The following is a 12,705-nucleotide window of genomic DNA, read 5'->3' as shown; positions in this document are numbered from 1 at the left end:
GCCCGGACCCTCCGCGACGCCTCATTCCTGCCCCATGGACTCCGCCCACTCGGCGACCCGTGCGCTGCTCTGCTCCTCGGAGAGGTCCTCGACCCGGGTCATGACCGACCAGCGGACGCCGAACGGGTCGCGGATGCTGCCGTAGCGGTCGCCCGAGACGAACGTGCTGACGGGTTCGCGCACGGTGGCGCCGGCGGCGACGGCGCGCGCCACCACGTCGTCGACGTCCGGGACGTAGAGGCCCAGCGAATAGCAGTCGTCGTCGCCCGCGGGCGGGGCCACGAGGTGGAAGTCGGGGTTCACCTCACCCAGCTGGAGCCGTCCGTCGCCGAGGTCGATGGTCGCGTGCACGACGACGGGGGTCCCGTCCGGCCCGGGCATGTCGGTGCGGTCGACGAGGGCGGCCCCGAAGGTGCGGGTGTAGAAGTCGAGCGCCGCGGCCGCGTCGACCACCGCGATGAACGGGGTCAGGGACGTGAACCCCCGGGGCGTCCCGTCGGTGGTGTGTGCTCCGGTGACCCCACGGAGGTTCTGCTCTGTGCTCATGCCCCGAGCCTAGGCAGCCGGTGCCGGCCGGTCTTGAAGATTTCCGCCACCCTCGGGTGGTTACGCTCGTGCCATGAGCGAGCCGCCCACCACGCGGGGCCACCTCACCCCGGGACCGCACGCCACGGTCGTGCGCCTGCCCGCGCCCGACGACGTCGCCCACCTCGTCCGGCAGCTGTGGATCCCCGAGTGGGACCTGCCGGCGGGGGAGCGGGCCGAGCAGCTGGTGCTGGGCTATCCGGCGAGCAACGTGGTGGTCGAACCGGACGGGGTGGCGCTGCACGGGCCCACGAGCCGTGCGTCCACCCGGGTGCTCACGGGCCGGGGCTGGGCGGTCGGCGCGCTGCTGCGCCCGGCGGGGGTCCTGCTGTTCACGGAGCACCCGGCGGACCTGCTCGACGGGTCCGCGCCCGTCAGCGCGCCTGGGCTGCGCTCCGCCGTCGCGGAGGCCATGGCGGGGGTCGGCTCGGCCGAGCGGCGGGCGCGTCCGGCGGATCCGCCCGGCGGAACGGAGTCCGTCAGCGTCCCCGGGCTGCGCGCTGCCGCCGCGGGGGCTGTCGCTGGTGTTGATCCGGCCGGCCGGCATCTGCGGGCGGCGTCCCTGCTCGCGGACCACGTCCGGACGCTGGCGGCGGGGGTGCCCCCGTCCGCGGCGCGGGACGGCGCCCTGGCCAATCGCATGGTCGACCTTCTCGAGGCGGGGACCGTCGCGCGGAGCCCGGCCGACCTGACCCGGCAGCTGCACGTGTCCGAGCGCTCGCTGCAGCGGCTCGCGGCCCGGTTCGTGGGGATGCCGCCCCAGCTGCTGCTCCGTCGTCGTCGGCTCCAGGAGGCGGCCGAGCGGATGCGCGCGGACCCGGCCGCGGACCTCGGGGCGCTCGCCGCGGAGCTGGGCTTCGCGGACCAGTCCCACCTCACCCGGGAGTTCCGGTCGGTGCTGGGTGCCACTCCGCGCGGCTACGGCCGCGCCCGGTCCGGCCGGGAGGTCGGATGAGGAGTCCGGGGACCCGGGGCGTGGGTCAGGCGACCGTGCCGGGGCGGCCGTTCTTCGCCACCACGCGCTCGCCGGCGCGCTGCCAGGCCGTCATGCCACCGCGGAGGCTGGCCGCCTGGTAGCCGGCCGTGGACAGCCGGCGGGCGGCGTTCGCCGAGCGGGCGCCGGATCGGCAGACCGTCACGACCGGCCGGTCCTTGGACAGCTCGCGCTGCCGGGTGCCGAGGGCGTCCAGCGGGATGTGCCGGGCGGCCGGGGCATGACCCGCGCGGTACTCCTGGGCGGTGCGGACGTCGACGAGCACGGCCCCGCCGTCCAGGAGCTCCCGGGCGCGTGCCACGTCCACGGTCTCGTAGGTGCTGCCGAAGAGTCGGCCGAGAAAGCCCATGGCTCAGTTCTCCTTCGCGGTGGTCGAGAGGTTCGTGCCGCACCGGGCGGGACACGTAGGCCTATTATACCCCAGGGGGTATACTTCCCACCAGCTGTGAGGAACGAGACAGCCGGAGTGCAAATAACTCCGGGGAATCTCCTGTTGACACGGAAAGAACCAGTTCCCTGATGAAAGGCCTCCCCGTGCCGCACTCCACCCTGACCACCCCCGTCACCCTCGGCTCCCTCGAGCTGCCGAACCGCCTGGTCATGGCGCCGCTCACCCGGATGCGCTCCGGCCGGGACGGCGTCCCCGGCGAGCTCAACGTGGAGCACTACACCCAGCGCGCCTCGATGGGCCTCATCGTCACCGAGGGAACGTACCCGGACGTGGTAGGGCAGGGCTTCGCCTACCAGCCCGGCATCGAGACGCCCGAGCAGGTCGAGGGCTGGCGCCGGGTGGCCGAGAGCGTGCACGCCGCCGACGGCCGCCTGTTCATGCAGGTCATGCACGCCGGGCGCGTCACGCACCCGGACATCAACGGCGGCTCCCAGCCGGTGGCCCCGAGTGCTCTCGCGATCGAGGGGAAGACGCACACCTACCAGGGCAAGGCCGACTACCCCGTGCCGCACGCGCTGACCGCCGAGGAGCTGCCGGGCGTGGTGGAGTCCTTCGTCCGGGCCTCTCGCAACGCGATCGAGGCGGGCCTGGACGGTGTGGAGATTCACGGCGCGAACGGCTACCTGCTGCACGAGTTCCTCGCGCCGGGCGCCAACCAGCGCACCGACGAGTACGGCGGCTCCCCCGAGAACCGCGCCCGCTTCGTGGTCGAGCTGGTCCGGGCCGTGGCCGAGGCCGTCGGTGCGGAGAAGGTCGGTCTGCGGATCTCGCCCGAGCACAACATCCAGGACGCCTGGGAGACGGACCACGAGGACGTCCGGGCCACGTACGCCGCCCTCGTCGACGGCATCGGGGACCTCGGCCTCGCCTACCTCTCCGTGCTGCACAAGGAGCCGGCGGGGGAGTTCGTCCAGGGGCTGCGCACCCGCTTCGGCGGCGCCTTCCTGGCCAACAGCGGCTTCAGCGACGTCCCGACCACCCGGGAGGAGAGCGTGCAGCTGATCGAGGAGGGGGTGGCGGACGGCGTCGTCGTCGGGCGCCCGGCGATCGCGAACCCGGACCTGGCGCGGCGCTGGGCGGAGGGTCTGCCGGAGAACGTGCCGGACCCGCGGACCTTCTACACGCAGAGCGCCGAGGGCTACACGGACTACCCGTTCGCGCAGGCCTGAGCCACTCCCCGCGTCCCGCTCGGCCCTGCCGGGCGGGACGCGGGGACCCTCGACGGTGGTCCGGGTCACGTCTTAGGGTGTCGGAACCGGCTGGGACCATAAACCATGGCCGCCACCGCCGTTCCGCCGCGAAGCCTGGAGGACGCCCTCCGGGAGGAGACGGACCTGGCCGAGATCGGCGAGGAGTTCTCCGCCGGCGTGCGGGCCCTGGTCGAGGAGTCCCGCGCGGAGGCCCGGGCCGCGGGGCGCCAGTACCGGCTGCTCCACCGGCTCTGGCAGCTGCAGGAGGAGGCCCGGGAGCAGCGCTGGATGGTGGAGGCGCTCTGGATGCGCCCCGAGGCGGACCGGCTGGGCCCGCACTCCCTCGAGCCCGCTGAGCAGACGGTGCGGGACGTGGCCGATGAGGTCGGTCCGGCCCTCCGGCTCCCTGCGGGCACCGCGCTGCGCCGTGTCGAGGACGCCGTGCTGCTCGCGGAGTCCCTGCCCGAGGTCCTCGAGGCGCTCGAGCAGGGCCAGGTGGGCTTCCGGCAGGCAGGAGTGCTCGTCGAGCTGTGGCGCGAGCTGGTGTGGGACGCCGCCGGTCTCCCGCCGGAGCAGCGGGCGCCGGTCCAGGCCGTCCAGCGGATCGTCGACGAGCTGCTCCTCCGGGCCCCTGGCAGCACCGTAGCCCAGCTGCGCGCCCTCGCCCGCCGACGCCGCGCAGGTCTGCTGCGGGAGACCGAGGAGCAGCGCCACCGGCTGGCGCTGCGGGACCGGCGCGTGTGGGTCGAACCCCGGGAGGACGGCATGGCGCAGCTGTGCGCCCTCCTGGACGCGGCCACCGCGTACGCCATCCAGGACCGCCTCGACACGCTGGTCGACCGGGCGGTCACCGCGGTCCCGCCCGAGGTCCTCCCCGCGCAGGTCCTGGCCACGGCATTGCCCCCGTCGTCCGCCGCGGGCGCCCCGGACAGCGGACCGTCGGATCCCACCGTCGGGGCTCCGGAGCGCCGCACGGTGCCCCAGCTGCGCGCCGACGTGCTGGTGGACCTCCTGCTCGACGGCGAGCCCGCCGACCTGCCCGACCGTCTTCGCGGCATCCGCGGGCACATCACGGTCACCGTGCCCGCTCTCGCGCTCCTCGAGAACGCCGGGACGCTGCCCCCCGGTTCCATCGAGGGCCTGCCGCGCACTCCCCGCTGTGCGGAGCTGGAGGGCTACGGGCCCATCCCGGTCGGTCTCGCGGAGCGGATCGCGGCACGCGCGCCCTCCTGGTCACGGATCCTCACCCATCCCGTCACGGGGACCGTCCTGGACCGGGACCGCAGCACCTATGCCGTGCCCGCCGATCTCAAGCACCGGCTGCGAGCCAGGGACGGCACGTGCCGCTTCCCGGGCTGTCGACGCCGGGCGTCGCGGTGCGACCTCGACCACACCGTCGCCTGGGCGGACGGCGGCCGGACCTCGGCGGACAACCTCGCACACCTGTGCCGGCACCACCACCTGCTCAAGCACCGGGACGGTCCGCTGGGCCGGTGGCGGGTGGAGCACGTGGCCCCCGAGTGCCCGGCCCCTGAACTGCACGACCACGGGGTGCTGGAGTGGACCTCGCCTGCAGGGCAGGTCCACCGGACCTATCCGCAGGAGCACCACCATCCGGTCCCGGAGCGCGCACCGTACTTCCTCGCGGTCCCCGCTCCGCCCTGTGCCCCGCGCGCCGCTCCTCGGCCTGGTCCGGCCGACGACCCGCCGCCGTTCTGACATCCTGGAGGCGGGGCCCGGCCCCTGGACCCTAGACCTCGGCGAGACGGAGGAGCTGCCCGTGACCACCCCGTCGCCCAGCGAGGTGCGCTCGGTGCTGCTCGACCTGGTCCGCCGCCGCGGGTCCGGGAAGACCGTGTGTCCTTCCGAGGCCGCCCGCGCTCTGGCCGCCGAGGGCTGGCGGGACCTGATGGAGGACGTGCGTCAGGAGGCGTACCGGATGGCCGACGCCGGGCTCGTGGACATCACCCAGCAGGGCCGCGTGGTCGACGGCCGGACAGCCCGCGGGCCGATCCGCGTCCGACTCCGCTGAGCAGGGCGCGCGCCCGGGTAGCGTGGGGGTCATGACGTTCCCACCCATCAGCGCCCTCCTCGGGTCCGCCGCCCGGGCGCCGTTCGTCCTGCTCAAGCAGTTCCGGCCCCAGCGGCCCATCCACTCGGAGGGCGTCGGGCTCGAGGGCGTCCTGATCCGTACGGGCGGCGGTACCAGTGGCATTCACTGGATCGACGAAGCCGGGGAGGATCCCGTGCGGGCCCGTTTCTCCCGCTCGATCGGCTTCCCACAGGGGTGGCCGGACATCCTGGGCCTCGCCCTGCGCTGCCCCGTCCCGCCCTCCGGGCAGATGGAGGGCCGCAGCGACGGCCGGGCCGACATCCTCCTCGCGACCGCCGGCGAGGGGCGGTTCTCCCGCTTCGTCCCGACCTTCCACCGGCACGTGCCGGACAGCGCATTCGCCTCCTTCATGCCCTACCGGGCTCTCGGCGGCCCGGTGCTGGTCGCCGCCCACCCCGAGCCGCGCACAGAGCGCCTGCCGGCTCGCCCCGACCTCTTCCGGGCGTCGGTCGCCGCCGAGCCCTGGGTCCTCGGACTGTACTGGGCCACACCGCTCGGGCCGTGGCAGCGCTTCGGGACGGTCGAGCTCGGTCCCGGCGCGCCGTTCGGGGACGACGAACGGTTCGACCCCCTGCTCAACGTCCCCACGGGCGCCGAGAACTACGGGTGGACCTACCGGCTGCGGGAACCGTCCTACACCCTGGCCCGCGCCCCGCGGAGGCCGCTGGGCCGGGCGTAGAATCGGCCCATGGCACTGAGACTGAGCCCGGCGCCCACCACCGCGACCGTCCGGCGTCACGCCGTGGTGGAGTCGCCCATCGGCCCGCTGGCTCTCGTGGAGGAGGCGGGGGCGCTCGTGGCCCTCTCCGTCGAGGGTGCACGCCAGGGACCGGTCCCCACCTCCTTCGGGGCGCGCGACGACAGCCTCCTCCCGCACGTCCGCGAGCAGCTCGGCGAGTACTTCGCGGGACGGCTGCAGGAGTTCGACGCCGACGTCGTCCTCCACGGGACGCCGTTCCAGGTGCGCGTGTGGAACGCCCTCGCGCAGATCCCGTACGGCACGACCGGCACCTACGGGCAGGTGGCCCGCGCCGTCGGGGCACCCCGGGCCGCCCAGGCGGTCGGGGCCGCCAACGGCCGCAACCCCGTCAGCCTGCTGGTCCCGTGCCACCGGATCATCGGCGCCGGCGGGCGGCTCACCGGCTACGCCGGCGGCATGGAACGCAAGGAGTACCTGCTGCGCCTCGAGGGCGCGCTGCTCTGAACCCGCACCGCTGACGCGCCACCAGGAGGACCCATGACCCGCCTCGACGACCTCGCCACCGCCAATCTCACCAAGGCGCGTGCCTCCGGCGCCGGGCGCAGCGCGGAGCTCGTGGTCCACGACGGCGTGCTGCGGCAGACGATGATGGCGCTGTGCGCCGGCAAGGAGCTCGCCGAGCACGTCTCCCCGCCCGCCGCCACCCTCCAGCTGCTGCGCGGCCGGGTCCGGGTGCTCAAGCGCGGTCAGCTCGCCGAGGAGCTCACTGCCGGGGAGCTGCTGTCCCTCACCGACTCCCGCCACTCGGTGGAGGCGCTGGAGGACTCGGTGTTCCTCCTGACCACCGTCTCCCGGCCGTCGGACGGCTACGACCCCCGGGTGGCGTGACCCGCGGGCTCCGGCTCAGAACGCGTAGCGGACGTCGCAGTACGGCAGCTTCTCGTGGAGCAGGTCCAGGAACTGCTCCAGGTACCGCTGCTTGTCCCGGAACCGGTACCGCACGTTGAGGGCCCCGTTCTGGGAGCGCTTGGTCTCCTGGAGGTCCGGGCGCCACAGCACCTCCTCGGCCTTGGGGTGCCACTGCGTGTTGACCTCGTGGAGCTGGGCGTTGTGGGTCAGGAAGATGACCTCCGAGGCCAGCTGGTCCTTGGCCGCCGCGCTGAGACCGTCGTCGAGCTGCTCGAAGAGCTCGGCCCAGTCCTCCAGCCACGTATCCGTGACGATCACCGGCGAGAAGTTCACGTGCACCTCGTAGCCGGCCGCCACGAAGTCGTCGATGGCGGCGATCCGCTCCGGCACCGGCGTGGTCCGGATGTCCGTGAGCTTGGCCAGGTGCGCCGGCATCAGCGAGAACCGGACCCGGGTCCGTCCCTGCGGGTCCCAGTCCAGCAGCTCCCGGTTGACGTACTTCGTGGCGAAGGACGCCTTGGCGGTGGGGTGGCGGCGGAACAGGTCCACGAGGTCCTGCACGTTGTCGCTGAGCAGGGCGTCCACCGAGCAGTCGCTGTTCTCCCCGAGGTCGTAGACCCACGCCTCCGGGTCGCACTGGTTGGGCTCCGGCTTGGTGCCCTGCCGGCCGATGTGCCGGTCCAGGTAGCCGGTGATCTGCTCGATGTTGGCGAAGACCGTCACCGGGTTGCTGTAGCCCTTCCGGCGCGGGACGTAGCAGTAGGCGCACGCCATGGCGCACCCGTTGGCCGTGGACGGCGCGATGAAGTCCGCCGACCGGCCGTTGGGCCGCGCCGCCAGCGACTTCTTGACCCCCAGCACCAGGGCCTCGCGCTTGATCCGCACCCACCGCCGCGCGTTGGTCTCGTCCCCGTGCAGCTCCGGGATCTGCCAGTGGCTCGGGACCTCCACCAGGGTGGCGTCCGGCCACCGTTCGAGGACCTGCCGCCCCCGGGGCAGCTCGGCGGCGGCCGGTTCGTAGTAGATGCGGGTGATGTCGACCATGGACGGTTCCGGGGGCATGCGGACGAGTCTAGGAACCGCCACCGACAGCGGGCTCGCGGAGTCCTCCCCGGGAATGGACAGTGGACTTCACACCTGATGGCCGACAGGATGGCACCAAAGTGCGACCGCAACGACCACTCCGGCAGCAGCGACCACGAGGGAGTTCCTCCATGAGATCCGTATGGCTCGACACGTACGAGGTGCCGTCCACCGCGACGGACCGGTTCGTCCCCGGCGCGCACTACGACACGGTGGTCGCAGGTGCCGGGCTGACCGGGCTGACCACCGCGGTGCTGCTGGCGCGTGCGGGCCAGCGGGTCGCCGTGCTCGAGGCGCGTTCCGTCGGGGCCGTCACCACGGGCAACACCACGGCGAAGCTGTCCCTGCTGCAGGGCACCACGCTCTCCCAGATCCACCGGCACCAGTCGGACGAGGTGCTGCGTGCCTACGCGGACGGGAACCGCGAGGGGATGGACTGGCTGGTCCGGTTCCTCGAGGAGCGCGGGGTCCCGTTCCAGCGCCGCGACGCCTACACCTACGCCACGACCTCGAAGGGCGCCTCCGCGCTGCGCAAGGAGCTCGAGGCCGCCCGCATCGCCGGGCTGCACATGAACTGGACCCGGGACACCGGCCTCCCCTACAAGGTCTCCGGGGCCATCACGATGCCGGACCAGGTCCAGTTCCACCCGATGGAGGTGCTCGGCGCCCTCGTCGCCGAGCTGAAGGAGCACGGCGGCACGCTCGTGGAGGGGGTCCGGATCACCGGGGCCGGTGTCCGCTCACCCCTCTCGGTGCAGACCTCGCACGGCCCGGTGCGGGCCGACCGGCTCGTGCTCGCCACGGGCACCCCGGTCCTGGACCGCGGCGGGTACTTCGCGAAGCTCTCCCCGAACCGCTCCTACGCCCTGACCTACCGGGTCCCCGGGGCGCCGGGGTCCGTCCCGGAGGGCATGTACATCACCGCGGACAGCCCCACCCGCACGCTGCGCACCGTGCCGGTCGGCGGGGAGGAGCTGCTCCTGGTGGGCGGCAACGACCACGTGGTGGGACGGTCCGCCTCCCCGCAGGCGGCCGTGGACGACCTCGAGTCCTGGACGCAGCGCTGGTTCCCGGGGGCCGAGCGCACGCACGTGTGGGCGGCCCAGGACTACGAGTCGGTCAACCTCATCCCCTTCATCGGCACCCTGCCCCGCGGCGGCGGCAACATCTATCTCGCCACCGGCTACAACAAGTGGGGGATGAGCAACGCCGTCGCCGCCGCGATCGCGCTGAACGCCGAGATCCTCGGCGGCAGCGTGCCGTGGGCCGAGACGCTGGGCCGGCGCATGACCTCGCCGTCGGACATCCTCACCGCCCTGCGCGTCAACGCGGGGGTGGGCCTCAACGCGCCCAAGGACTGGCTCAGGGCCGAGCTCAAGGAGCTGCCGGCCGGGACGCCCGCGGAGGGGCAGGGTGTCGTCGGACGCGAGCACGGCCGCCCCGTGGGCGTGTCCACCGTCGACGGCACCACCTGCAAGGTCTCCGGCGTCTGCACGCACCTCGGCGGCGTGCTGCGCTGGAACGACGCCGAGCGCTCGTGGGACTGCCCCCTGCACGGCTCCCGCTTCGCCGCCGACGGCTCCCTGCTCGAGGGCCCTGCCGTGAAGGACCTGCCTCGGGCCGGGCGCTGAGCCCGGTCCCGGACACGGCGGCGGCCCCCACCCGCAGAAGGGTGGGGGCCGCCGCGGCGTCCGGGGACGCGCTGTCCCGGGGACCTACTTCTTGGAGGAGGTCTCCTCGAGCTTCAGCGCGACGCCGATCGCGAAGAAGGTCGGCGTCCACTCGCCCACGAACAGGCCCCAGCGGTCGGCCTGGGGCTTGGACTTGCTCTTGCCGAGGCTGGCCGCCCAGGAGAGGACGGACAGGCCGATGGAGGCGAAGCCCGCCGCGTAGGCGTGCTCGCTGCGGACACCAAGGTTCTGGATCGTGCTGATCATGGACGTACCTCTTTCCTGTGGTGGTCACCGTGAACGGTGAACTCCTCGAGCGGTGTCCGCCCAGTCTCACACGAAACGGAGCAATACGAAAGCAGGCTGACTATAAAGTTGGCCAGGTGCGTCGCCGGCCGATGTGGGCGGATGTGGGGTCGTCCGAACGGCCATTAACGGATGCAAAAAACTGTTTCCTCATGCAAACTGATCCATACCCGACCCGGTGGTGACCACCGCGGCGGGGTGGACGTCGAACCGGTCGGGGGGCCGGTGGCGTCATCGACCCGGAGCGAAGGAGCTTCCGGGCCGGGCCGATCATTCCTGGGGGGAAAAATGCTGCCATCCGTCGTGGGTGCTCTGCTGAGCACCGTCGTCCTCGTCTACGTCCTGTCGAACGCCGCCTACACGCGGCACAAGCGGTTCATCGCCGGGGCCAGGTCGCTGCGCCAGGCCATCGTCGCCGTGTACGCGGTGCTGCTGGTGCTCAACCTGTGGTGCGCCACGATCATGCCCGTGACCCTGGTCTGCGACGCGATCGCGGTGGCCACCCTGGTCGCCACCGGGGTCTTCGGCTTCGTCATCGCCGAGCGGCGGATCCCCGCCACCACCGTGGTCGAGCGCCGGAAGGTGCTGGCCGTGGGGGCGCACCCGGACGACCTCGAGCTCGCCTGCGGGGCGACCCTGGCCAAGCTGGTCGACACCGGCCACGAGGTCCGCGGCCTGGTGATGAGCTCCGGCGAGGTCGGCGGCAACGCCGGGCTGCGACCGGCCGAGGCCCAGCGCGGCGCCTCGTTCCTGGGGCTGACGGGTCTGCGGGTGCACGAGTTCCCGGACACGAAGCTGGAGACGGTCACCAACGACATGGTCCGGGCCATCGAGGCCGCGATCCGGGAGTTCGAGCCGGACGTGATCTTCACCCACTCGGCCCACGACCAGCACCAGGACCACTACGCGGTGCACCAGGCCACCCTGCGCGCCGCCCGGGCCCACCACTCGATCCTGTGCTTCGAGTCCCCGTCGGTGACCCGTGACTTCGACCCGTCCGTGTTCGTGGACATCGACGGCTACGTCGACGTCAAGGTCGAGGCCGTGCTCTCCCACCGGGACCAGGCCGGCAAGCCCTACATGACCCCCGGGCGGGTGCGCGGGATGGCCGCCTTCCGCGGGGCGCAGGCCAAGAACACCAACGCGGAGGCCTTCGAGCCGGTCCGCCTGCTCGGCTCCGCGATCGGCGACCTCTAGTCCCCGGGGTGCCAGAGGCCGGGCGGCCGGGGCGTTCCCGCGGACGCCCCGGCCACGGTCCGGCCGGCGCCGCCACTCAGACGGGGCCGGAGCTGCCGGCCGGGTACTCGAGCAGCGGGACCCGGCCGTCCTCGAAGGCGGCCAGCACCTCGTCGACGATGCGCCACCCCTGCTCCGCCGCGTCCCCGCGGACGCCGAAGGTGTGGTCGCCCTCGAGGACGCCCCGCAGCACGCTGCCGTAGGCCGTCAGGCCCGGCCGGGCCATCCCGGACGAAAGCGTCACCCGGGTCATGCCCCGGGAGTCGAAGGGCCCGCCCACGTTCAGCTCCAGGGTCAGCTGCTCCTCCTCGAGGCCCATGCGCAGGACGTCCGGCGCGACGTCCCCGGAGCGGGGCAGCTGCTCGTAGTCGTGCGGCGGGCGGCGGAACGTGATGGCGATCTCCTGACGGGGGTTGCCGATCGCCTTGCCCGAGCGCAGGGTGACGGGCACGCCGTTCCAGCGCCACGTGTCGACCTCGAGGACCACCTGCGCGAACGTCTCCGTCCCGCGCTCCGGGTCCACGCCGTCCTCGGCCGCATAGTCGGGCAGCTCACGGCCGTCCACGCTGCCGGCGGTGTAGCGGCCCCGGGTCGCGGCGCCCGCCGCGTCGCCCTGCCAGAGCTTCGTGGCCCGCAGCACGTGGCTGGTCAGCGTGGGGATCTCCACCTGGTCGAAGGAGGAGGGCGGTTCCATCATGACGAGGGCCATGACCTGCAGCAGGTGGGACTGGATCATGTCCCGCAGCGCCCCCGTGGCCTCGTAGAAGCCCGCGCGGCCCTCCAGGCCCAGGGTCTCGTCGAAGACGATCTCCACGGACTCCACGTGCTCCCGGCTCATGAGCGGCTCCAGCAGCCGGTTGGCGAAGCGCAGCCCCACGAAGTTGAGCACCGCCGGCATGCCCAGGAAGTGGTCCACCCGGAAGGTCCGCTCCTCGGGGACGAGCCGGCCCACGAGCCGGTTCAGCTCCCGCGCGGTCCGCGTGTCGGAGCCGATCGGCTTCTCGAGGGCCAGCACCAGGTCCTCCGGCAGGTCCAGCCCGGCCATGACCTCGCACGCCTGCGCGGTCACCGCGGGAGGCAGGGCGAAGTACAGGCAGACGGGGCCCTCGACGTCGTCGAGCAGCCGCTCGAGGTCCCCGGCGTCGGTGACGTCGCCCGCCACGTAGCGGGCGGTCTCCCGGGTGTGCGCGGCGGCGGGCCCGCTCGCGCCGACGGAGTCGAAGGCCTCGGCCACGACCTGTGCCCAGTCCTCCGCGGGTTCCCGCGAGGAGCCGACCACGTCGATGCGCAGCTCCGGGGCCGAGCTCAGGAGCGTGCCCAGGCCCGGCAGGAGCAGGCGGGACGTGAGGTCGCCGGTGGCGCCGAAGATGATCAGGGTCCTGATGCTTGTCATGCCAGCACGGTACCCCGGGGTCCCAGGCGGACGCCTCGCGTGCCCCTGGCCTGCGCCGACCGGACGCCCGGCCGC

The 12,705-nt window shown here is 73.2% G+C and carries 14 protein-coding genes; 9 read left to right on the top strand and 5 right to left on the bottom strand.

Translation table 11 applies throughout. The features are described from left to right. Positions 1-21: 21 nt before the first annotated feature. Complete coding sequence (locus tag CK505_RS01650) at positions 22-546, bottom strand: glyoxalase/bleomycin resistance/extradiol dioxygenase family protein (protein WP_017831766.1); 525 nt, start codon at positions 544-546, stop codon at positions 22-24. A 73-nt stretch (positions 547-619) separates the two neighbouring features. Here CK505_RS01650 and CK505_RS01645 point away from each other — a divergent pair, with 73 nt between their 5' ends. Continuing rightward, positions 620-1,540 (top strand): helix-turn-helix domain-containing protein, encoded by a 921-nt coding sequence (locus CK505_RS01645; protein WP_095649990.1) that lies wholly within the window; start codon positions 620-622, stop codon positions 1,538-1,540. A gap of 25 nt (positions 1,541-1,565) precedes the next feature. On the opposite strand, the gene CK505_RS01640 is transcribed toward CK505_RS01645, so the two are convergent. After that, positions 1,566-1,928 carry a rhodanese-like domain-containing protein gene (locus tag CK505_RS01640; protein ID WP_095649989.1) on the bottom strand — a complete coding sequence of 121 codons (363 nt, stop codon included), beginning with the start codon at positions 1,926-1,928 and terminating at the stop codon, positions 1,566-1,568. 170 nt (positions 1,929-2,098) lie between these two features. On the opposite strand from CK505_RS01640, the gene CK505_RS01635 reads away from it, so the two are divergent. From CK505_RS01635 to CK505_RS01610, 6 genes are all read left to right on the top strand, one after another. Further along, the gene (locus CK505_RS01635; protein ID WP_035924250.1) at positions 2,099-3,199 is read left to right on the top strand and encodes an alkene reductase; all 1,101 of its coding nucleotides are present in this window, start codon (positions 2,099-2,101) and stop codon (positions 3,197-3,199) included. 105 nt (positions 3,200-3,304) lie between these two features. Then, positions 3,305-4,939 carry an HNH endonuclease signature motif containing protein gene (locus CK505_RS01630; RefSeq protein ID WP_095649988.1) on the top strand — a complete coding sequence of 545 codons (1,635 nt, stop codon included), beginning with the start codon at positions 3,305-3,307 and terminating at the stop codon, positions 4,937-4,939. 61 nt (positions 4,940-5,000) lie between these two features. Then, the gene (locus CK505_RS01625; RefSeq protein WP_017831771.1) at positions 5,001-5,252 is read left to right on the top strand and encodes a DUF3253 domain-containing protein; all 252 of its coding nucleotides are present in this window, start codon (positions 5,001-5,003) and stop codon (positions 5,250-5,252) included. A 31-nt stretch (positions 5,253-5,283) separates the two neighbouring features. Next, positions 5,284-6,012, top strand: a complete 729-nt coding sequence (locus CK505_RS01620) for a hypothetical protein (RefSeq protein WP_017831772.1) — start codon at positions 5,284-5,286, stop codon at positions 6,010-6,012. Between the two features lie 9 nt (positions 6,013-6,021). After that, positions 6,022-6,537, top strand: coding sequence for a methylated-DNA--[protein]-cysteine S-methyltransferase (locus tag CK505_RS01615; RefSeq protein ID WP_095649987.1), 516 nt, complete (start codon positions 6,022-6,024; stop codon positions 6,535-6,537). Positions 6,538-6,570: 33 nt separating this feature from the next. Next, positions 6,571-6,921: a hypothetical protein gene (locus tag CK505_RS01610; RefSeq protein ID WP_017831774.1), complete on the top strand. Its 351-nt coding sequence runs from the start codon at positions 6,571-6,573 to the stop codon at positions 6,919-6,921. 15 nt (positions 6,922-6,936) lie between these two features. Here CK505_RS01610 and CK505_RS01605 read toward each other — a convergent pair whose 3' ends face one another. Beyond that, complete coding sequence (locus CK505_RS01605) at positions 6,937-8,004, bottom strand: spore photoproduct lyase family protein (RefSeq protein WP_242630416.1); 1,068 nt, start codon at positions 8,002-8,004, stop codon at positions 6,937-6,939. 152 nt (positions 8,005-8,156) lie between these two features. Between CK505_RS01605 and CK505_RS01600 the strand changes: the two genes are divergently transcribed. Further along, positions 8,157-9,656: an FAD-dependent oxidoreductase gene (locus tag CK505_RS01600; protein WP_095649985.1), complete on the top strand. Its 1,500-nt coding sequence runs from the start codon at positions 8,157-8,159 to the stop codon at positions 9,654-9,656. A gap of 84 nt (positions 9,657-9,740) precedes the next feature. Here CK505_RS01600 and CK505_RS01595 read toward each other — a convergent pair whose 3' ends face one another. After that, positions 9,741-9,962, bottom strand: a complete 222-nt coding sequence (locus tag CK505_RS01595; RefSeq protein ID WP_017831777.1) for a hypothetical protein — start codon at positions 9,960-9,962, stop codon at positions 9,741-9,743. A 342-nt stretch (positions 9,963-10,304) separates the two neighbouring features. On the opposite strand from CK505_RS01595, the gene CK505_RS01590 reads away from it, so the two are divergent. After that, positions 10,305-11,198 carry a PIG-L deacetylase family protein gene (locus CK505_RS01590; RefSeq protein WP_237740395.1) on the top strand — a complete coding sequence of 298 codons (894 nt, stop codon included), beginning with the start codon at positions 10,305-10,307 and terminating at the stop codon, positions 11,196-11,198. Positions 11,199-11,274: 76 nt separating this feature from the next. Here the strand turns inward: CK505_RS01590 and CK505_RS01585 are convergent, their stop codons facing one another. Further along, positions 11,275-12,630: a glucose-6-phosphate dehydrogenase gene (locus CK505_RS01585; RefSeq protein WP_017831779.1), complete on the bottom strand. Its 1,356-nt coding sequence runs from the start codon at positions 12,628-12,630 to the stop codon at positions 11,275-11,277. Between the last annotated feature and the right edge of the window lie 75 nt (positions 12,631-12,705).

Origin of the sequence: Kocuria sp. WN036 (assembly GCF_002287015.1) — a bacterium.
In the GTDB taxonomy this organism is placed as follows: Bacteria; Actinomycetota; Actinomycetes; order Actinomycetales; family Micrococcaceae; genus Kocuria; species Kocuria rosea.
The sequence above is the reverse complement of the archived record's forward strand: the minus strand, read 5'-3'. Positions and strand labels throughout refer to the sequence as shown.

Excerpts from the sequence above, each read along its gene's own strand:
- CK505_RS01650 (WP_017831766.1), bottom strand. The coding sequence starts at position 546 with ATGAGCACAGAGCAGAACCTCCGTGGGGTCACCGGAGCACACACCACC.
- CK505_RS01645 (WP_095649990.1), top strand. The coding sequence starts at position 620 with ATGAGCGAGCCGCCCACCACGCGGGGCCACCTCACCCCGGGACCGCAC.
- CK505_RS01640 (WP_095649989.1), bottom strand. The coding sequence starts at position 1,928 with ATGGGCTTTCTCGGCCGACTCTTCGGCAGCACCTACGAGACCGTGGAC.
- CK505_RS01635 (WP_035924250.1), top strand. The coding sequence starts at position 2,099 with ATGAAAGGCCTCCCCGTGCCGCACTCCACCCTGACCACCCCCGTCACC.
- CK505_RS01630 (WP_095649988.1), top strand. The coding sequence starts at position 3,305 with ATGGCCGCCACCGCCGTTCCGCCGCGAAGCCTGGAGGACGCCCTCCGG.
- CK505_RS01620 (WP_017831772.1), top strand. The coding sequence starts at position 5,284 with ATGACGTTCCCACCCATCAGCGCCCTCCTCGGGTCCGCCGCCCGGGCG.
- CK505_RS01615 (WP_095649987.1), top strand. The coding sequence starts at position 6,022 with ATGGCACTGAGACTGAGCCCGGCGCCCACCACCGCGACCGTCCGGCGT.
- CK505_RS01610 (WP_017831774.1), top strand. The coding sequence starts at position 6,571 with ATGACCCGCCTCGACGACCTCGCCACCGCCAATCTCACCAAGGCGCGT.
- CK505_RS01605 (WP_242630416.1), bottom strand. The coding sequence starts at position 8,004 with ATGCCCCCGGAACCGTCCATGGTCGACATCACCCGCATCTACTACGAA.
- CK505_RS01600 (WP_095649985.1), top strand. The coding sequence starts at position 8,157 with ATGAGATCCGTATGGCTCGACACGTACGAGGTGCCGTCCACCGCGACG.
- CK505_RS01595 (WP_017831777.1), bottom strand. The coding sequence starts at position 9,962 with ATGATCAGCACGATCCAGAACCTTGGTGTCCGCAGCGAGCACGCCTAC.
- CK505_RS01585 (WP_017831779.1), bottom strand. The coding sequence starts at position 12,630 with ATGACAAGCATCAGGACCCTGATCATCTTCGGCGCCACCGGCGACCTC.